The 17,833-nt window shown below is 40.3% G+C and carries 19 protein-coding genes and 1 pseudogene; 16 read left to right on the forward strand and 4 right to left on the reverse strand.

Annotation, left to right across the window (positions count from 1 at the left end; translation table 11 throughout):
* The first annotated feature begins 177 nt into the window (after window positions 1-177).
* From B0I26_RS15255 to B0I26_RS15265, 3 genes are all read left to right on the forward strand, one after another.
* Window positions 178-798 carry a nitroreductase family protein gene (locus tag B0I26_RS15255; protein WP_111646274.1) on the forward strand — a complete coding sequence of 207 codons (621 nt, stop codon included), beginning with the start codon at window positions 178-180 and terminating at the stop codon, window positions 796-798.
* Window positions 799-824: 26 nt separating this feature from the next.
* Complete coding sequence (locus B0I26_RS15260; RefSeq protein ID WP_111646275.1) at window positions 825-1,223, forward strand: DoxX family protein; 399 nt, start codon at window positions 825-827, stop codon at window positions 1,221-1,223.
* A 299-nt stretch (window positions 1,224-1,522) separates the two neighbouring features.
* The gene (locus B0I26_RS15265) at window positions 1,523-2,026 is read left to right on the forward strand and encodes a DUF1648 domain-containing protein (RefSeq protein ID WP_245934811.1); all 504 of its coding nucleotides are present in this window, start codon (window positions 1,523-1,525) and stop codon (window positions 2,024-2,026) included.
* Between the two features lie 32 nt (window positions 2,027-2,058).
* On the opposite strand, the gene B0I26_RS15270 is transcribed toward B0I26_RS15265, so the two are convergent.
* Window positions 2,059-2,523 (reverse strand): DinB family protein, encoded by a 465-nt coding sequence (locus tag B0I26_RS15270; protein WP_111646276.1) that lies wholly within the window; start codon window positions 2,521-2,523, stop codon window positions 2,059-2,061.
* Between the two features lie 245 nt (window positions 2,524-2,768).
* Here B0I26_RS15270 and B0I26_RS15275 point away from each other — a divergent pair, with 245 nt between their 5' ends.
* The 5 genes from B0I26_RS15275 (at window position 2,769) to B0I26_RS15295 (ending at window position 6,064) form a co-directional block, all read left to right on the forward strand.
* A complete protein-coding gene (locus B0I26_RS15275; protein WP_111646277.1) occupies window positions 2,769-2,966 on the forward strand; it encodes a helix-turn-helix transcriptional regulator in 198 nt (65 codons plus the stop codon).
* A gap of 11 nt (window positions 2,967-2,977) precedes the next feature.
* Window positions 2,978-3,361 (forward strand): hypothetical protein, encoded by a 384-nt coding sequence (locus tag B0I26_RS15280; RefSeq protein WP_220084985.1) that lies wholly within the window; start codon window positions 2,978-2,980, stop codon window positions 3,359-3,361.
* Window positions 3,362-3,371: 10 nt separating this feature from the next.
* Window positions 3,372-3,707 carry a hypothetical protein gene (locus B0I26_RS15285; protein WP_111646279.1) on the forward strand — a complete coding sequence of 112 codons (336 nt, stop codon included), beginning with the start codon at window positions 3,372-3,374 and terminating at the stop codon, window positions 3,705-3,707.
* A 340-nt stretch (window positions 3,708-4,047) separates the two neighbouring features.
* Window positions 4,048-5,391 carry a TrkH family potassium uptake protein gene (locus tag B0I26_RS15290; protein WP_111646280.1) on the forward strand — a complete coding sequence of 448 codons (1,344 nt, stop codon included), beginning with the start codon at window positions 4,048-4,050 and terminating at the stop codon, window positions 5,389-5,391.
* 19 nt (window positions 5,392-5,410) lie between these two features.
* Window positions 5,411-6,064 carry a potassium channel family protein gene (locus B0I26_RS15295; RefSeq protein WP_111646281.1) on the forward strand — a complete coding sequence of 218 codons (654 nt, stop codon included), beginning with the start codon at window positions 5,411-5,413 and terminating at the stop codon, window positions 6,062-6,064.
* 183 nt (window positions 6,065-6,247) lie between these two features.
* On the opposite strand, the gene B0I26_RS15300 is transcribed toward B0I26_RS15295, so the two are convergent.
* Complete coding sequence (locus B0I26_RS15300; protein ID WP_111646282.1) at window positions 6,248-7,249, reverse strand: MFS transporter; 1,002 nt, start codon at window positions 7,247-7,249, stop codon at window positions 6,248-6,250.
* An 87-nt stretch (window positions 7,250-7,336) separates the two neighbouring features.
* On the opposite strand from B0I26_RS15300, the gene B0I26_RS15305 reads away from it, so the two are divergent.
* On the forward strand, window positions 7,337-7,609 hold the full coding sequence (locus tag B0I26_RS15305) for a LysR family transcriptional regulator substrate-binding protein (RefSeq protein ID WP_342767132.1): 273 nt from the start codon (window positions 7,337-7,339) through the stop codon (window positions 7,607-7,609).
* A gap of 495 nt (window positions 7,610-8,104) precedes the next feature.
* Here the strand turns inward: B0I26_RS15305 and argS are convergent.
* Together argS and B0I26_RS15315 are read right to left on the reverse strand one after the other, a co-directional pair.
* Window positions 8,105-8,239 (reverse strand): annotated as a pseudogene (gene argS, locus B0I26_RS15310) (arginine--tRNA ligase domain-containing protein); the annotation flags it as partial.
* 12 nt (window positions 8,240-8,251) lie between these two features.
* Window positions 8,252-9,325 carry an undecaprenyldiphospho-muramoylpentapeptide beta-N-acetylglucosaminyltransferase gene (locus tag B0I26_RS15315; RefSeq protein ID WP_111646284.1) on the reverse strand — a complete coding sequence of 358 codons (1,074 nt, stop codon included), beginning with the start codon at window positions 9,323-9,325 and terminating at the stop codon, window positions 8,252-8,254.
* A 431-nt stretch (window positions 9,326-9,756) separates the two neighbouring features.
* On the opposite strand from B0I26_RS15315, the gene B0I26_RS15320 reads away from it, so the two are divergent.
* The 7 genes from B0I26_RS15320 to B0I26_RS15350 all read left to right on the forward strand — a co-directional run bounded on the left by B0I26_RS15320 (window position 9,757) and on the right by B0I26_RS15350 (window position 17,533).
* Window positions 9,757-10,470: a polysaccharide deacetylase family protein gene (locus B0I26_RS15320; protein WP_111646301.1), complete on the forward strand. Its 714-nt coding sequence runs from the start codon at window positions 9,757-9,759 to the stop codon at window positions 10,468-10,470.
* A 15-nt stretch (window positions 10,471-10,485) separates the two neighbouring features.
* Window positions 10,486-11,085 (forward strand): DedA family protein, encoded by a 600-nt coding sequence (locus tag B0I26_RS15325; RefSeq protein ID WP_111646285.1) that lies wholly within the window; start codon window positions 10,486-10,488, stop codon window positions 11,083-11,085.
* 12 nt (window positions 11,086-11,097) lie between these two features.
* The gene (locus B0I26_RS15330) at window positions 11,098-12,237 is read left to right on the forward strand and encodes an MGDG synthase family glycosyltransferase (protein WP_111646286.1); all 1,140 of its coding nucleotides are present in this window, start codon (window positions 11,098-11,100) and stop codon (window positions 12,235-12,237) included.
* Window positions 12,238-12,540: 303 nt separating this feature from the next.
* Entirely contained in the window at window positions 12,541-13,626 is a 1,086-nt protein-coding gene (locus B0I26_RS15335) for a D-alanine--D-alanine ligase (protein WP_111646287.1), read from the forward strand.
* Window positions 13,627-13,774: 148 nt separating this feature from the next.
* Entirely contained in the window at window positions 13,775-15,154 is a 1,380-nt protein-coding gene (locus B0I26_RS15340; protein ID WP_111646288.1) for a UDP-N-acetylmuramoyl-tripeptide--D-alanyl-D-alanine ligase, read from the forward strand.
* 145 nt (window positions 15,155-15,299) lie between these two features.
* Window positions 15,300-15,995 (forward strand): alpha/beta hydrolase, encoded by a 696-nt coding sequence (locus tag B0I26_RS15345; RefSeq protein ID WP_111646289.1) that lies wholly within the window; start codon window positions 15,300-15,302, stop codon window positions 15,993-15,995.
* Window positions 15,996-16,114: 119 nt separating this feature from the next.
* Window positions 16,115-17,533 (forward strand): DEAD/DEAH box helicase, encoded by a 1,419-nt coding sequence (locus tag B0I26_RS15350; protein ID WP_245934812.1) that lies wholly within the window; start codon window positions 16,115-16,117, stop codon window positions 17,531-17,533.
* Window positions 17,534-17,833 lie beyond the last annotated feature (300 nt).

Here is a 17,833-nt window from a genome sequence, read left to right on the forward strand (position 1 = left end):
TGAGTGTAATAACGTTGGGAAAAACTAGCATACTATTATTGGTGTTATTTTATCAATGAATTTTCTAAGAATGAAAGAGAGCCTTGAAGCAATGTCGGATGAAAAAGAGTTCACTCATCTTTTATAAAATATCTCGAATTAATTATATTTTAAATCGAAATAATAGGGGGTGTCATTATGACAAGTTTTGAGCAATTGGTAAAAGAACGGCGATCTGCAAGCAACTTTCTTGAGAACAATCCGATCAGCCCTAAAGAACTTGATGAGATTTTTGAGTTAGTTAAACTTGCTCCATCAGCTTTTAACTTACAGCATACAAACTATTTAGTCGTTCTTGACCGCGAGCTAAAGGAAGAAGTAAAAAAAGCGGCATATGGACAACATAAAGTGTCCACGGCTTCAGCTGTTATTGTAGTTTTAGGTGATAAAAAAGCTTATCAAGAAGCTGCTCGCATTTATGAAGGTCTTCTTGCGCTTGGAATTTTAAACAAACAAGAATTCGAGCAAATGGTGCAGGATACGGTGTCTTTTTACGAAAGCAGAGGCGAAGTGTTTCAGCGGGATGAAGCCATTCGGAATGCCTCTTTATCTGCGATGTTATTTATGATGGCAGCAAAAAGCAAAGGGTGGGACACTTGCCCAATGATTGGATTTGATCCGGAGCAGCTAAAGCAAGTATTGAACATCTCCGAACAGTATGAACCAGTGATGATGATCGCATTAGGAAAAGAAAAGGTTCAAAGCAGAAAACCGAGAGGGTACCGCAAACCCATTGCTGAATTTGTGACGTATTTATAAAAAACATCTTTAGGAGGGCGACAATTATGATGGATATCGGCTTATTGATGATTCGCTTAGTGATTGGATTAACATTTATGGGGCATGGTGCTCAAAAATTGTTTGGCTGGTTTGGTGGTTATGGCTTAAAGGGGACAGGCGGCTGGCTGGAGTCGATTGGTCTAAAACCGGGTGTAACGATGGCACTTTTAGCTGGATTGGGCGAGTTTGTTGGCGGAGCGCTATTCGCAGCAGGCTTCCTTACTCCAGTAGCAAGTATTCTGATTGCCATTACGATGCTCGTTGCTATCGTAAAGGTTCATGGTCCGAATGGATACTGGGTTACGCAAAATGGCTTTGAATACAATTTAATATTATTGGTTGTAGCGATTGGTGTTGCTCTTATCGGACCTGGACAATACGCACTTGATGCGATTTTATTCTAGTTAAGAAGCAAAAGGATAAAACCAATCCTACACAGTCATTTGTTCTTTACGAAAAAATTCGTTTAGGGATGAAGGGAGGCAAGCCTTCATCCCTTTTTTATTGGAATGAATAATGTCACTTCATAGCTAAATCAGAAAAACTTTGTTAACGACATCTATCAGCATTGTGGCTAGATAGGCAGCATCATAATCATACGGATAAGGATCGTGAGCGAAAATATGAAACAATAAAGCGATCAAAACGTACTTTATATTATAATAAATGTAAATCGAATTATTGAGCGGGGGAGTCTTTGGCGGTGAATATAAAAGAAAAAACAAAATTAGAGAAAGTTCTTTTTACAATGTCGATTTTAGGGCTTGCGGGGATGTTTATTTATGTCATGCTTATTTGGTCCGAACTGCCGGAAACGATTCCTCGTCATTTCAATTTTAAAGGAGAAGCGGACGGATTTGGCGGAAAAGGTTTTATCCTCGTGCTGCCTTTTACGGGACTAGGAATTTTCATCTTAACGACGCTGTTAAGTCAAATTCCAGACGCATTTAATTACCCATATCATGTGACGGAAGAGCAAAAACAGCGGCTTTATGTTCATGGGCGGATTTGTCTGAGCTGGCTGCAGACGCAGATGATTTATTTTTTCTTATACGGCGTTTGGAGAACGGCTCAAGTTGCTTTCGGGAAAGCAGATGGGCTCGGAATTTATGCACTTCCGATTTTCTTAGTTGTAGTATTTGGAACAATGATCTATTTTGCGGTTCGCGGGAAAAGAGTGTATAAAGAGGAACAAAGAACCAGATGACTATCCGGTTTGGATAATCATCTGGTTTTTTGTTAGCCTCGTTTAACAAATAAAGGAAGTTCCGTATGTCCCATTCCACGTACGTATACGAACAGCTGTCCTTTATGATGGATTTCATGATCCATGGCAGATTGCAGAAATTGTGCGACAGACATTTGCGCGCCAAAAATTTTCGTTAAGTCCAGTGTGCGCTCAAAATCTTCGTCTGTAAGGGACTCCAGCAAGATTTTTGTCTTTTCTGTATATGTTTCTGCAAGCTTCTGAAGATCAGTTTCTGTTTCCTCCATTTTTTCTCTGAACAATGCTGGATCGCCGCTCTTTGCGACTTTTGCAAATTTATAAAATGTAAAAAGCATATGCGTGACTAACTCTTTTGCAGACATCGATGTCGGCGTTGGTTTGTAATCATAATGTTCTTTTTCAATTTTGTTAATAAGTTCGATTGTAACATGGCGGTGAGCTAAAAAATATTGAACAAACTGGCTTGACCGGTTCATAGGTACTCCCTCCTTGAGAGAAATTTATATCACTTCCATGTTAAGCTGAAAAATGGCTTTTTGCAAAAAATTGGCTTAAACGTTTCTCCGCAATTTTGAGTTTATTGACTGATACGCTTGAAACTTACGGTGTTTTTATTGTCCATAATGTGTAAAAAGTATTTGACACCTAAAAAATGGTTTGTTAAATTTTAGGTGTAAAAACTTTTTTACACTTACGCATAAAGGCAGGCGGTAGAACTGTAATGAAAAATCGGATAAAGGAATTGCGGGAGCAACAAGGATTATCGCAAGGAAAGTTGGCGGAAATGTGCCGCGTCAGCCGCCAGACGATTAATGCGATTGAAAATAACAAATATGATCCGACGTTAGAGCTGGCGTTTCGGTTGGCAAAAGTATTACGTGTGAAAGTTGATGAGTTATTTTTTCCAGATGAAAAGTAGGAGGGATGAAATTGAAAAAGGTAAGTATTATCGTCTCATCTATATTGCTGTTTTTTGTAATCGGTTTTGGGGGATATAAATGGTTTACTGCTGGAGAAATAGATGGGAACACGATATTTGCCGCTAGTATCGCCATCGCTTATTTATTTAATTCCCTAACATGGGGCAATCCACAAGGCAAAGAGGAGAAAGATGAATTAGACCTGCACATTACGGCTCAAAGCGCCAAAATCGCTTATCTCGTTTTAATGATTTTATCTGCAGCGATTCTTTTTGCATCTGAAGGAGTCTTTGATTTAAAAGATATTAAAAATATTCCGCTGCTTCTTGTTGTTTGTTTAACATTTGTTGTTTGGCCTGTAACGGAATTTTTCTATGCGAGAAAGTATAAATGAGGTGAAAAGGATGTCATTCGCGGTAGCGGTAGTCATCATGCTCATTGTAACGACGGGATTTCATTTTATGTTTCATACGCTGGCAGGAGATGAAAGCAAGCTGGCGAAAGGTGATGAGCGGCAAAAAAAGTTAGCCCATGATGCCACCATGACAAGTTGGTATTGTATGATGTACTGGATATTAATTAAAATGTTTGCACTTATTCCGTTTTTGCGCAGTGTTATTCTTCCGGAGTCCCCCTTCTCCCAGTCCGCTTTCGTTCAACATGGCGGGGATATTCTTATTGTAGCCGTTGCCGGATATGTTTGCGGTTATCTCATTTCCTATTTCCGCTACTCCGCATGAAGTGATGAATCCTAATGATCAATTTGTTAAAATAAGGAAATAAGGTGTTGAGTATGCTTCGCCATCGCTTTTTTGCTGTCATTGTTTATATGTTCGTTTTATTTTTGCTTCTGTATTTTTCAATGAGTTCAATTATATTATCGGTAACCGAGTCAGACGGTTTTCCTAATATAAGGTTTTACCTTCCGCTGTTTTTCATGATTTTCTGAGGTAAGGATTGGCAATTTATTAATGCCAATCCTTTTTACATGAGCATTAAAAAAGCTTTCCAAGCCATACTATAAAAAACGGAGGATGGACTGAAGAGTTGATAAAAACATGCTGATAAGGGGAGATAGTGATGCCGAATGAAAATACAAAATATTATTTCGATCCTCCGAAAGTGTTAGTCGGCGGATTTGCAGTCATTATTTTCATTGGTTCGATTCTTTTAACACTTCCGATCGCGACAAATGACGGAAAAGGTCTCCCGTGGCTGGATGCGTTATTTACCGCCACATCAGCTACATGTGTGACTGGTCTTGTTGTCGTTGATACAGGAACGACGTTTACGTTGTTTGGACAATTAGTGATTTTGTCTTTAATTCAAGTCGGCGGTTTAGGTTTTATGACGTTTGCGACGTTTTTTGCCTTTCTGCTAGGGAAACGCATTTCTCTAAAAGAGCGGCTGCTGCTTCAAGAGTCGTTGAACAATTTAACGATTGAAGGAATTGTAAGGCTTGTCAAACGAATTCTTATTTTTACCGTTATTATCGAGTTCATTGGAGCTGTTTTATTAGCAATTCGTTTCTCTTTTGATATGCCGCTATTAAAGGCGCTTTATTTTGGACTGTTTCACGCCATTTCCAACTTTAATAACGCAGGATTTGATATAATGGGCGAGTTCAGAAGTTTAACCGGATATGTAGAAGATCCGGTCGTTACGCTTGTTGTATGTGCGCTTATTACGCTTGGCGGCATCGGTTTTATTGTAATGAATGAAGTGTATGAGTATCGCGAGACACGCCGTCTGTCTCTGCATGCTAAAATCGTTGTTTTTACAAGCTTGTTATTAATTGTACTTAGTACACTGGCAATATTTTTGTTGGAGCTGAATAATCCGAAAACGTTGCAGCCATTGTCTCCGCTTGGAAAATTTCTAGGTTCATTATTTCAGGCGGTTACTCCTCGGACAGCAGGCTCTAATACGTTAAACATTCCCGACTTAACGCAGCCGACTTTATTTTTCATTATCTTTTTAATGTTTGTTGGGGCTTCTCCCGGATCGACTGGAGGAGGAATTAAAACGACGACGTTTGCGACGTTGTTGGGAGCGGTTTGGTCGCAAATTAAAGGAAAAGAGGATGTGGTCTTCTTTAAACAACGCATTGTCTATGACACGATTTATAAAGCGTTGACGGTGACATTTAGCGGTTTATTCATTGTGATCACGGTGACGATGTTATTAACGATTACAGAGCGAGGGAAAGACTTTTTAATGATTTTGTTTGAGGTGACTTCTGCGTTTGGAACGGTCGGACTTTCGATGGGGCTGACACCGGAGCTGTCCCCTATTGGGAAAGTCATCATTATTTTAACGATGTTTGCCGGCAGGTTAGGCCCATTAACGATTGCGTATGCGGTTACATTGCGGAGAAAACCGGATCCGTTCCGCTATCCGAAGGGCAAAATTATGATTGGCTGATGGCAAGGAGGTGTCACCGGTGCAAAAGCAATATGCAGTCATTGGTTTAGGAAGATTTGGTTCAAGTATTGCTTCTACTTTATTTGAAGCAGGCAATGAAGTATTAGGAATAGATATCAATGAGGAACGGGTGGAACAATTTAAAGATTGTGTTACACATGCGGTTATTGCTGATTCTACTGAAGAAGAGGCATTAAAAGCGGTTGGCATTCGTGACTTCGATACGGTCATTGTCGCGATTGGAAATGATATTCAAGCCAGTATTTTGACGGTGCTTGTTCTCAAAGAATTGGGGATCAGGCAAGTGATCGCTAAAGCTCTCAGCAAGCGTCACGGCCAAGTTTTATATAAAGTAGGGGCGGATTGGGTCGTCTTTCCCGAGCGGGATATGGGAGAACGCATCGCACATCATCTTATGTCGCCCAATGTCCTTGATTTTATTGAGCTTGCGAAAGACTACAGCATCGAGGAAGTTAAAGTGCCCTCTAGCATGACGGGAAAAAGTCTCAAGGAGTTGGATTTACGCGCCAAATTTAACTTAAGTGTAATTGCCATTAACAGCAGAGGGAATATTCATATTTCCCCACCTCCGGACCAAATGATTGAAGAAGATGACGTGCTAGTGGTAATCGGAAGGAATGAGGATTTGCAACGGTTCGCGAATTTGCAATGATAAGCTTATTGCGAAACGAAGGGATGATAAAGTGTCGATTCTTCCAAGCCCTCAGCTTGATGGTGCAAATTTATCAGAAGCCAAAACGTTAAAACATCATGGTGCCTGTTATGAAAGCTGTGAGATACGATCAACAATTAGATGCTTGGTGAAGGGAGCAAATGAAGAAAATGAATTCAATTTTCAGTTAGGATGATTAAAGAAGTGATTGCGATATAAAAAATGAAAGAATGACGTCTCATGGACGATGATGAGTAATATTGCAATGGAGATGGCTCTCGCTCCATAAAGAAAAGCCAGCATGTTTTTACAGCTTAACCGGTCTGCTAAATGCCCTGATACAATTGTACCGAGTATATTAAATGCCGCTAATAAACTAACAGCTGTTCCTGTTAGAGTCGGAGAAAAACCACATACTTGAGCAAATGGGATCAGATGTGTATCAATTAAGCCGCTCGTGGTGACTCCGCACACAAAAAAAGGAAGCAATAAAAATAAAAATCGTTTTGTTTTAAACAACTTTAAAATGGACACATTTTCTTTTGACTCGTTCTTCTTGATTTCTATTTTTGTATTCTCTACTTCTCCATAGGCGGTCGTTCCTTTTTCAGAAGGAGAAGTGCGGATAAAGAGAAAAATGAGCGGAAACACGATAATCGTTAAAAAAGCGCCTAATAGTAAAACCGTATGTTTCCAGCCAAATTGCTCAATTAAAAACAAGGAAAAAGGAACGAGAAGCAGCTGTCCTGCCGCTGTGCCCGCGGACATTAATCCAAGTGCAAAGTCGCGTTTTTCCACAAACCAGTTTGCGATAACGACAGAACCTGCCACATTTGAAGCACCCCCGAAACCGACAGATGCTACGACACCATACAAAACCATGAGCTGCCACGGACTATTAACAAAAAAGGTACAGATGGTTGTTAAACCAATTAACAAAACACTGAAAGAAAGTACGTTTCTAACACCATATTGATCAATTAATTTTCCGATATAAGGTTGTGATAACCCAAACACGGCATAACTAATAAACGCGATGAGCGATATGACGCCGCGATTCGTGTGAAATTCATCTTCCCATGGAGTAATAAAAGCGCTAAACGACAACCTCACTCCTTGGGCAGAAAGCAAGGAAATAAAGGCGAGCAATAGCACGATCCATGCGTAATGAATGCTTCGTCTCATAAAGACACCCTCTTTATTCATGCATTTATCTAAATAGTATCAATTTATTGAATTTATAAGAAGAAGTTTTAAAAAAATGAAAAAATTTTGTTGTCATTGGCAGGTTGTGATTCGCGAAAGGCGGTATTAGAAGGGTTTCAACAAGCGGGATTTCATCTAGAATTACCTTATGATTCGTTATTAAGCTATACAGCAGCTGGATATGGAATTACCTTCATTCCTTCGATTCAGGCGCAAAATATAACACAAAAAGGAGTTGTCTTCAAAGACATTAAAAACAATCCGATTCGAAGAAAAATTTATTTACTTGCCCGTTCCCAACCGATACTCGAGCTGATTGGCCAGCATATCGAGCATTAAATGCACGGAAAATTAGATTGGTTAATGAATAAAGTTCTTTGCTTATAGATAAAAATATGTCGAATGTAAGGGGGATATTTCCCCGGAAATCGACAAAATATGATCATTGTTTGTTAGAGATGACCGATAAGTGTATCCTGAATCCGTAATGTATTCTAAATTGTAGAGAAAAGGATATAAAATTCCTTTAATTACCTTTTTATTGAGGATACACGGGTTTTCACATAATGGAGCCCTGTATTCTTCCTTTTTGATTTTTTGCAATCTCTTGATTATTTAAGTCAAAAAGTTTTAAGTTAGCCAGTATATCTTATAGAGTTGTTTTAGGTTATCTCGTGTGTATAACCATATGTAAGTTTAAATAGCCTGAAACTTGGTTTTCGATAAATGGTAAAGCACTATCATGAAGAGGACACGTATTCTAATCTATATGGAAAAACAAACATGGCCCCATATGTTACAGGTGCCATGTTTCGTTTTTCTTAATGTCCGGCCGCCTAAATGGTTCATTCTTACCGTTTTATAGCCGCATTTTTCAAGGGTGTTTCCGATGACGGTCGAATGGAGATGCCCCATGGAAAACGGTTTAGCGATATTCGGGAAAGAGAGAGCAAGGACGATCGTTTTTCCGAATTTTTTAAGTTATTTTTGGCTTGATTCATTAATAAGCGCCAGAAGTTTGCTTAATGCGTCGTTCGCTTCCGATTTTTTCATGTTATCAATGTATTTTTGTCTGTCGCGATAAAGCTGATAAATGGCTTTCAGCAATGATTCATTCGATAAATCTTCTTCGATCAGCATTTCACAATAACCGGCCTTTTGGAAGGAACGGGCATTTAAAATTTGGTCGCCGCGGCTTGCACCTTTTGAGAGCGGAATAAGCAGCATCGGTTTTCTTAGCGTTAAAAATTCGAAAATGGAATTAGAGCCGGCGCGCGACAAGACGATATCCGCCATTGCCATTAAATGTGGCAGCTCATCGCTTACATATTCAAATTGTTTATATCCTTTATAATTGATTAAGTCAGGGTCGATATTTCCCTTGCCGCAAATATGAACAATTTGGAAGTCAGATGTGAGTGTTTGCAAGTTGGCGCGCAGAACGTCATTGATGCGCTTCGAGCCTAAGCTTCCTCCCATGACAAGGAGAACCGGCTTTTCTTTTTCAAAGCGGCAATATTCAAATCCTTTGTTTGCATCTCCTTTGAATAGTTCTTCTCTTACAACCGCACCGACATAAATGCCTTTATCTCCCTTTACATGTTCCAACGTTTCCGGAAACGTAACGCATACTTTTGTCGCAAAAGGCATGGCAATTTTATTGGCAAGTCCCGGCGTTATATCCGATTCATGGATAATGGTCGGCACACGATTGAACCAAGCGCCGAGAATGACAGGAACAGAGACAAACCCTCCTTTGGAGAAAATAATGTCCGGTTTTTCCCGCTTAATAATCTGGTAAGCTTGCAGCGTCCCTTTCATGACTTTAAAAGGATCTTTAAAATTGTTCCAATCAAAATAGCGGCGCAATTTTCCTGTTGAGATAGCGAAATATGGTACATTTTCCACTTTAGAGAGCAGCTCTCGTTCAATTCCCGTATGTGAACCGATATAGCTGATTTCCCAGCCTTGTTCGAACAGCTTCGGGATAAGCGCTAAATTGACGGTCACATGTCCGGCAGATCCTCCGCCTGTAAGAATAATTTTTTTCTTCAACGATCATCACCTATCTTTATAAAATTTATGTCCAACGTTCATTGATAACGTTCTCAAGGCCGTCTATTCCAATGAAAATGAAAGAGTTGTAACATATAGTTTGCAGGAAAATAGACTCTTGTTCAAGGGGCAAGCAGGATATGTACCTCGATTCTGTACAAAAAACAAAACAATACAAAATTGTAACAATCCATCCAATAAAAATAAATGAGACAAAAGACAGGTAAATCTTTTTCTTTCCTAAAAAGATGAACTATAATGAAACATAAGGGTACATGTTCTTTATTCTGTTGAAATATTTCTTCAATCATAGCATCTTCATATTAAAAAACGATTGATTTATTGTTAAAGTGATAAACGTAGATTATTAGTATTATAGTTCATAGCTGTGGCAAAAAGAAGATGATGATAAAGAGGTGTATTTTTTGAAAATTTTATTGCTGGTTCTGCTTGCTTTTTTTCTGTTTTACGCTGTTGTTCCGACCGTTGTGATTCGTGTTTTTTCTCTGCGTATTTACAAAAAGGGAAATAAGCGAAATACGATCGCCTTAACGTTCGATGATGGTCCGGATTCGATATATACTCCTCGTTTATTAGATTTATTGAAAAAGTATCAAGTAAAAGCTACTTTTTTTGTGGTAGGAGAAAAAGCAAAGCGGCATCCGGATATTATTAAACGAATACATCAAGAAGGCCATGAGATCGGGCTGCATAATTACCGACATATTAGCAATTGGTTTTTGCTTCCATTCTTTCTGTCACGGGGATTACGTAAATCAGCCGACATCATTGAACAAATGATTCAAGAAAGGCCGATTTACTATCGCCCGCCCTGGGGCCACTTTAATTTGTGTACGCTTCCTTTGCAGAAGCAGTATAAAACGGTTATGTGGACACATATACTCAGGGATTGGAAAGAACATGTAGGAGTGCTTGAATTGTTTCACCGTTTAAAAAAATGTCAGCAGGATGGTTCGATCATCGTGCTTCATGACAGCGGAGAGACGTTCGGAGCAGATGCCAATGCTCCGGAAAATATGCTGGCAGCATTAGAGTTGTTTTTGAAAGAAGGGTATGCGCAAAAAATCAGATGGGTAACGCTTAGCGAAATGCTGAATGCGCAAAATAAAAAACAAATTTCGTAAAAATAAGAGGGACGTATGGAGACAAATACGATTTTAATGTATATACATGCCTATGGATATATCATCATTTTTCTTTTCCTTTTTTGCGGAATTGTCGGCATTCCCGCTCCTGAAGAAAGTTTATTGTTTTTGCTTGGCGTGTTGATTGCCCATCAGCAATTAGCGTGGGAATATTGTTTGCTTGCGGGATTGCTAGGAGTCAATGTCGGTATGCTGAGCGCTTATGGAGCAGGTTTTTTTCTCGGTCAACCGTTTATTAATAAATATGGAAAATATGTCGGGATTAACAAGGATAGGTGGCATAAAGCGGATGCAACGTTTCGAAAATATGGGAGATGGACCGTTTTATTTGGTTATTATCTCCCGGGAATTCGGCAAATTTCACCGTATATGGCGGGGATGACAAATTTTCCGTTTGTTCCTTTTTTGCTGCTTTCATGGATAGGCTCTTTATTATGGACACTTCCATTTGTGTTATTAGGCGCTTTTTTCGGAGAACGGTTCAATGTTCCGCTTTCGTATATTCCATTGGTTGGCTTAGGCATGTTTGTCTTGTTCATTCTCGGAGCTTGGCTGAATCAGATGATCAGAAAGAAACAATACGGAAATCGGTAAGGAGCTATTGTAATGATGAAAGTTCTTGTTTTGCCGTTGTTTCAAATGCCTTCTGGACACCATAAAGTGGCGGATGCGCTTATTTATTCTTTAGAAAAACAATTTCCTTCTGTTGTTTGCAAAAAAATTGATTTTTTAAGCTATTGCAATGAGCAAATGGAAAAACTGATTTCTGAAATGTATATTCGCTGGATTCGTTCTTATCCGAATTCGTATCATCATATTTATAAAACATTCATGTGCGCTGATTCCCAGCGGCTGGAAGTTGCTCACTTAGAGCCATGGCTTCCTTATTTTGAGCATAAAATGAAAAAAATGTTAGAAAAGGAGCAGCCCAACCTGATTATTTGTACTCATTCGTTCCCTTCCCGTGTTTTACAGCGGCTGAAAAAGCGAAAGAGGATAAAGACTCCTGTGATTAATGTGTATACCGATTTCTTTTTGAATGGTATTTGGGGAAAAAGCGGAATCGATTATCATTTTGTTCCTCACCAAGAGGCAAAAATCGAATTAATGACCAAACATAAAATTTCTAAGGAAAAAATTATCGTTACCGGTATTCCTGTTCATGAAGCCATTACTCCGAGAAGTACGGTAAAAAAATCGGCGAACCGCCGTAAACATATTTTGTTTGCCGGGGGCAATCAAGGATTAGGCAATATTGCTGATTTTTTCAGAAAGATGGGAAAAGCGAACCATTTTCAATACTCTGTATTATGCGGGAAAAATGAACAGCTTTATAAAGAAATTTTAAGCTGGGGTCATCCGAATATCCATCCACTTCCATATATATCTGATCCGGAAGAAATGAACCGTTTATATGATCGAGTTGATGCCATTATTACTAAACCTGGTGGTGTCACAGTAAGTGAAGTGCTGAAAAAAAGGCTGCCGTTGTTCACAGTTGCTTGGCTGCCGGGTCAGGAGAAAATTAACCTGCAATATCTTGAACGAAGGGGTCTTATCTATAATTTATCTGGGCTGGACTCTTATGAGCAGAAAATTTTCCAAGTATTAAATGATGAAATGGAGCAAAACCGTCTCAATAAGCGAATCAATGAATACTTCGAAGAGATTGAAAAAACAGCGCAAGAGGCAATAAAAGAAATGATTACAGCAGGCGAAAACACAAAAAAGCAGAGAAGGTATTAAGGCGGCAAGCCAATGGATGAGCAGTGTTCCATACGACAAGACCGAGGCTGATCCAAAAGCAAGTGTCGGACATATAGCACACAACAATGAGTAAGTACGATCGATTGTTGGGTGGTGCGTGAGGTCAGACACTTATGGGTCAATCCCGGTTTTTCTGTTTTCATTTGAACAGCAGAGCCTGCTTTATCATATAAAAAAGTATCAACCATTATTACAAATACAGCTGTACGGAATTTCTCAGTCATTTTTTTGATAACGTGTTACAATAAACATTGGCGAAAAAAGATGAGGAGGAACCCCCTGATGAAGACGAGAATAGGAGTATTATACGGCGGAAAGTCGCCAGAGCATAAAGTATCGCTGCAAACGGCGAAAGCGGTCATGAACGCTATCGATAAAGAAAAATTTGACGTTACACCGATTTATATTACAACAGAAGGAAAATGGGTGAAAGGTGAGCGTTTAACCGGAGAAGTAGAGGATATAAAGCAATTAGAGTTGAAGTCAGAAGTAAATGCTATCTTGCCGGTGGCTTTAAATAAAGCGGCGGCTCCTGCAACAACGGAAGAAAGCGAAGAAGCGGTTGATGTCATTTTCCCGCTGTTGCACGGGCCAAATGGTGAAGATGGCACGGTTCAAGGCTTGCTTGAATTATTGAATATTCCATATGTTGGGAATGGTGTGTTAGGCTCTGCGGCAGGTATGGATAAAGTTATTATGAAAAATTTATTTGCCCAAGCAGGTTTAAATCAGGCAAAATACGTTTGGTTTATTAAAAATGACTGGAAGGAAAATGCGGCGGCTGCCTATGCCAAAGTCGAGAAAGAACTTGGCTATCCTTGTTTTGTGAAGCCGGCCAATGCGGGTTCAAGCGTAGGAATCAGCAAATGTAAAAACCGCCAAGATTTAGAGGCAGCATTTATCGAAGCGTTTAAATATGACCGGAAAATTATTATTGAGGAAGCGATTGTCGGCCGTGAAATTGAAATCGGCGTGATTGGCAATGATAAGCCGATTTGCTCGGTTGTCGGCGAAATTATTCCGAAAAAAGAATTTTACGATTATCAAGCGAAATATGAGGATGGCGATACAGAGCTAATTATCCCGGCTGATGTGACGGAAGAACAGTATGAAACGATTAAACAGATGGCGATTACTGCATTTAAAGCTCTTGACCTTTGCGGGCTTGTGCGTGCTGACTTTTTCTTAACGAAAGACGGTGTTATTTACATTAATGAAGTGAATACGATGCCGGGCTTTACTCCATTCAGCATGTTCCCGCTTCTTTGGAAGCATACGGGAGTTTCATATCCGGAACTTATTGAACGTTTAGTTCAGTTGGCCATTGAACGCCATCAAGAAAAGCAAACGATTACGTATACGTTTTAATGAAGATAAAAAAGGAGGCTGTCTCATAAGGGTCTGACCCTTGGCTTTTGAGACAGCCTCACAGGATACTTACGAGTGTTTAGTGCATGATATATACTGTTTATTCTATGAGGTCAGACACTCTATTAAAGAAGCAAGGTGAAAAATGATGATTACTCGTACATTGCAAGAAATTCAAGAAATGACAAAAGGAAGCGGTTTGGCTGCGCAATATAATCATCTTGTTATTTCCGGTGTATCAACGGATACAAGAACTCTCTGCAAAGGCAATCTATATGTTCCGCTTAAAGGTGAAAAATTTAACGGCCATGCGTTTGTGAAAGATGCTTTTGCCAAGGGAGCTGTTGCGGCATTATGGGAAAAAAATGAGCCTGATTTTCCGCAAGACGTGCCGCTCATTTTTGTTGATGATACATTACAGGCGCTTCAACGTTTAGCAAGCCGCTATCGCCAGCAGCTTTCTGCCAAAATCATCGGCATTACCGGAAGCAACGGTAAGACAACGACAAAAGATATGACAGCAGCGATTTTATCAACGCAATACAAAGTACAGAAAACAGAAGGAAACTTAAATAACCATATCGGTTTGCCGCTTACATTGCTTCGTCTGGAAGAAACGACAGAAGTGGCAGTAGTGGAGATGGGAATGAGCAATTTTGGCGAGATTGAGCTTCTCTCCAACTTGGCGAAACCAGATGCCGCCATTATTACGAATATCGGTGAAGCCCACATGCAGGAGTTAGGTTCGCGTGATGGGATTGCGAAAGCAAAATTAGAAATTGTGTCGGGATTAAAAGAAGACGGCGTTTTCGTCTATAATGGCGATGAGCCGCTTTTAACAACACGTGTACAAAAGATGAATCTCTCCCAGAAGACGCTGACGTTTGGCAGTCAAAACAGCAATGATTATTATCCGCTTACGGTTTCTTTAAAAGCAAATGGAACGACTTTTACGGTGAATCAAGCGCCTGATGTTTCTTTCTTTATTCCCATTTTAGGAAAACATCATGTATATAATGCTTTAGCAGCTATTTCCGTTGCTCGTTTCCTTGGCATAAGCTGGGAGAATATCAAATCCGGCCTTGAACGCTTGCAAGTAACAAAAATGCGGATGGAAATCATAAAAGGAAAAGACGGCTTAACGATTATTAATGATGCGTATAACGCCAGTCCGACATCAATGAAAGCGGCGCTTGAGCTGTTGGGAGAATTGACAGGCTACGAAAAGAAAGTGGCCGTTTTAGGGGATATGCTTGAACTTGGCGAGAAGGAAATCGAGTTTCACGAAGAAATTGGCCGAATGTTAAACGAAAACATAGCAGACTATATCTTGACGTATGGACGGCTCGGTAAAGCGATTGCTTTAGCAGCGCAGCCAGCTTTTCCAGAAGGACGGGTAAAAGCATACGACAGCAAAGAAACACTGGCAGCGGACCTTGCAGGGCTTGTCTCTGGAAAAGATGTTGTTCTTTTAAAAGCCTCAAGGGGTATGAAGCTGGAAGAAGTAATCAAGTATGTAACAGACTAAGCGGCTGACCCGGAAGCAGAGTGTTAGACCCCGCAGCACATATGTGATATGTTGTGGAATGTGTGTGGTCTGACACTTTTGGGTCAGCCCTTTTTTGGCTATGCTAAAATAAGCAGCATCATCAATATACAACAGGTGATTGGTTATGATTGGTTGCTTATGTATACACGGTTTTACAGGCGGGCCTTATGAAGTCGAGCCGTTAGCTCAATATTTGCAAGAAAGAACGAATTGGCTCATTGAAACACCTTGTTTGCCGGGGCACGGCGAGCAATTGCAATTAAAGGGAGTTACATATGACCAATGGCTGCAAACGGCGGAAGAAGAATTACAAAAGCTGCTAAACAAATGCGATACCGTTTACTTAGTCGGTTTTTCCATGGGCGGCGTGATAGCCGGCTATTTAGCGACAAAATATAGTGTCCAAAAGCTCGTTCTGCTGAGCGCGGCTGTTTATTATATCAATCCTAAGCAAATGTTCAGTGATATTCGCGGAATGGTCCGCGACAGCTTCACAGGCAGACTGAAGGAAAATCCTTTGTTTGTTCGCTATAAGACGAAAATAGTACATACGCCATTAACAGCAACGTTGGAGTTCCGGAAATTAGTCAGCGAAGTTCGTCCAATGTTGAAAGAGATTTCTGTTCCCACTTTGATTGTTCAAGGAGAGAAAGATGGGATTGTCCCGTTAAAAAGCGCTCACTATCTATATAAAACGATTCGTTCTCCGGTGAAAAAACTGCTTTTTTTGCCCTCTTCCGGCCATCTTGTTTGTCATGGACCAGACCGTCAGCAATTATTTGGTGAGGTTGAGAAATTTTTGCAGGAAAATCTTTCATGAGGCTTTTATTGAAAATACAGTATGAAAATGGTATGATAACTTACAGCATTTAAAGGAGGGGGGCATCTTCTGCTTTAGCGGAATGCCTTTTTTTATAAGCTAGAAATTTTAAAAGGAGTATGGAAGCGTTGATTACATTTCAAGAATTAGGTTTAAGTAAAGAATTAATGAAGGCGATTCGCCGCATGGGATTTGAACAAGCGACTCCGATTCAAGCGGAAACGATTCCGTTAAGCTTGCAAAATAAGGATGTAATTGGTCAGGCACAGACAGGCACAGGAAAAACGGCAGCATTCGGAATTCCGTTAATCGAGAAAATTGATATAAATAGCGATACGATTCAGGCGATTGTCGTTGCCCCGACACGGGAATTAGCGATTCAAGTATCGGAGGAATTGTATAAAATTGGAGCGACGAAACGTGTCCGCGTCTTGCCGATTTACGGCGGTCAGGATATCGAAAGACAAATTCGCGCCCTCAAGAAACGGCCGCATGTGATTGTCGGTACACCGGGAAGAATTATTGACCATATCAATCGGAAAACGCTTCATTTGCAACATGTGCATACCGTTGTTCTTGATGAAGCGGATGAAATGCTCAATATGGGATTTATCGATGATATTGAAGCGATTTTAAGTCAAGTTCCTGCAGAACGGCAGACATTGCTGTTCTCTGCGACGATGCCGGAACCGATTCGCCGCATTGCTGAACGATTTATGAACAATCCGCATCTTGTTAAAGTGAAAGCAAAAGAAATGACTGTGCCGAATATCGAGCAATATTACTTAGAAATTCATGAGAAAAAGAAGTTCGATACGTTAACGCGCCTGCTAGATATCCAAGCTCCTGAGCTGGCAATTGTGTTCGGGCGCACAAAACGTCGCGTTGACGAGCTTGCTGAGGCGTTAAATTTACGCGGCTATGCAGCGGAAGGAATTCACGGAGATTTAAGCCAAGCAAAGCGTCTTTCTGTTTTGCGCAAATTTAAAGAGGGTTCCATTGAAATTTTAGTGGCAACCGATGTAGCCGCGCGCGGGTTGGATATTTCCGGAGTGACACATGTATACAACTTTGATATTCCGCAAGACCCAGAAAGCTACGTACATCGCATTGGACGCACTGGCCGCGCAGGAAAAACCGGAGTGGCGATGACGTTTGTCACCCCAAGGGAAATCGGACAGCTTCATAATATTGAGAAAACAACGAAGCGGAAAATGGAACGAATGAAGCCGCCGACATTGGACGAAGCGTTAGAAGGACAGCAGCGCATTGCGATTGAGAAGCTGCTTGCAACTGTAGAAAAGGAAAACTTATCATTTTATAAACGCGCGGCCGAGGAACTGTTAGAAGAGCACGATTCGGTTTCCCTTATTGCCGCTGCGATTAAAATGATGACAAAAGAGCCGGATACAACGCCTGTCAAATTAACGGAAGAGCCGCCGCTTCCAGTGAAAAGAGAGAAAAAACGTCCAAACCATAAAAATGGAAAAGAGCAACCGCGGCATCGGCAAATGAAAAAACGCCGCGCTGTCCGATAAAGGAAAAGAGTCTATCTCCTTTCAAAACCGGAAAATACGTTGAAGGGAGACAGACTCTTTTTTTACATGCCCGCTCGACTAGCTTTTTTAGAAAGAACCATACTCATACTAAAAGTAATCTTAGTTTGAGGTGGCGATTGTAAGACTAGGATATGTCGCGAGGCAAAAAGATGAAGCTTTATTCCGATTAGTAGATGATTTAAAACATTATCAAGAGGTTGAATTCATTGATGAGGTAAGATTTTATGTACGGTAACCGCCAATATTTTGGCGGTTTTTTCGTTCGTTTTCATGTATATT

It is taken from the genome of Paranoxybacillus vitaminiphilus (assembly GCF_003259935.1).
In the GTDB taxonomy this organism is placed as follows: domain Bacteria; phylum Bacillota; class Bacilli; order Bacillales; family Anoxybacillaceae; genus Paranoxybacillus; species Paranoxybacillus vitaminiphilus.

Coding starts and splice junctions, on each gene's coding strand:
- B0I26_RS15255 (WP_111646274.1), top strand. CDS start 178: ATGACAAGTTTTGAGCAATTGGTAAAAGAACGGCGATCTGCAAGCAAC.
- B0I26_RS15260 (WP_111646275.1), top strand. CDS start 825: ATGATGGATATCGGCTTATTGATGATTCGCTTAGTGATTGGATTAACA.
- B0I26_RS15270 (WP_111646276.1), bottom strand. CDS start 2,523: ATGAACCGGTCAAGCCAGTTTGTTCAATATTTTTTAGCTCACCGCCAT.
- B0I26_RS15275 (WP_111646277.1), top strand. CDS start 2,769: ATGAAAAATCGGATAAAGGAATTGCGGGAGCAACAAGGATTATCGCAA.
- B0I26_RS15285 (WP_111646279.1), top strand. CDS start 3,372: ATGTCATTCGCGGTAGCGGTAGTCATCATGCTCATTGTAACGACGGGA.
- B0I26_RS15290 (WP_111646280.1), top strand. CDS start 4,048: ATGCCGAATGAAAATACAAAATATTATTTCGATCCTCCGAAAGTGTTA.
- B0I26_RS15300 (WP_111646282.1), bottom strand. CDS start 7,249: ATGAGACGAAGCATTCATTACGCATGGATCGTGCTATTGCTCGCCTTT.
- B0I26_RS15325 (WP_111646285.1), top strand. CDS start 10,486: ATGGAGACAAATACGATTTTAATGTATATACATGCCTATGGATATATC.
- B0I26_RS15330 (WP_111646286.1), top strand. CDS start 11,098: ATGATGAAAGTTCTTGTTTTGCCGTTGTTTCAAATGCCTTCTGGACAC.
- B0I26_RS15335 (WP_111646287.1), top strand. CDS start 12,541: ATGAAGACGAGAATAGGAGTATTATACGGCGGAAAGTCGCCAGAGCAT.
- B0I26_RS15340 (WP_111646288.1), top strand. CDS start 13,775: ATGATTACTCGTACATTGCAAGAAATTCAAGAAATGACAAAAGGAAGC.
- B0I26_RS15345 (WP_111646289.1), top strand. CDS start 15,300: ATGATTGGTTGCTTATGTATACACGGTTTTACAGGCGGGCCTTATGAA.
- B0I26_RS15350 (WP_245934812.1), top strand. CDS start 16,115: ATGGAAGCGTTGATTACATTTCAAGAATTAGGTTTAAGTAAAGAATTA.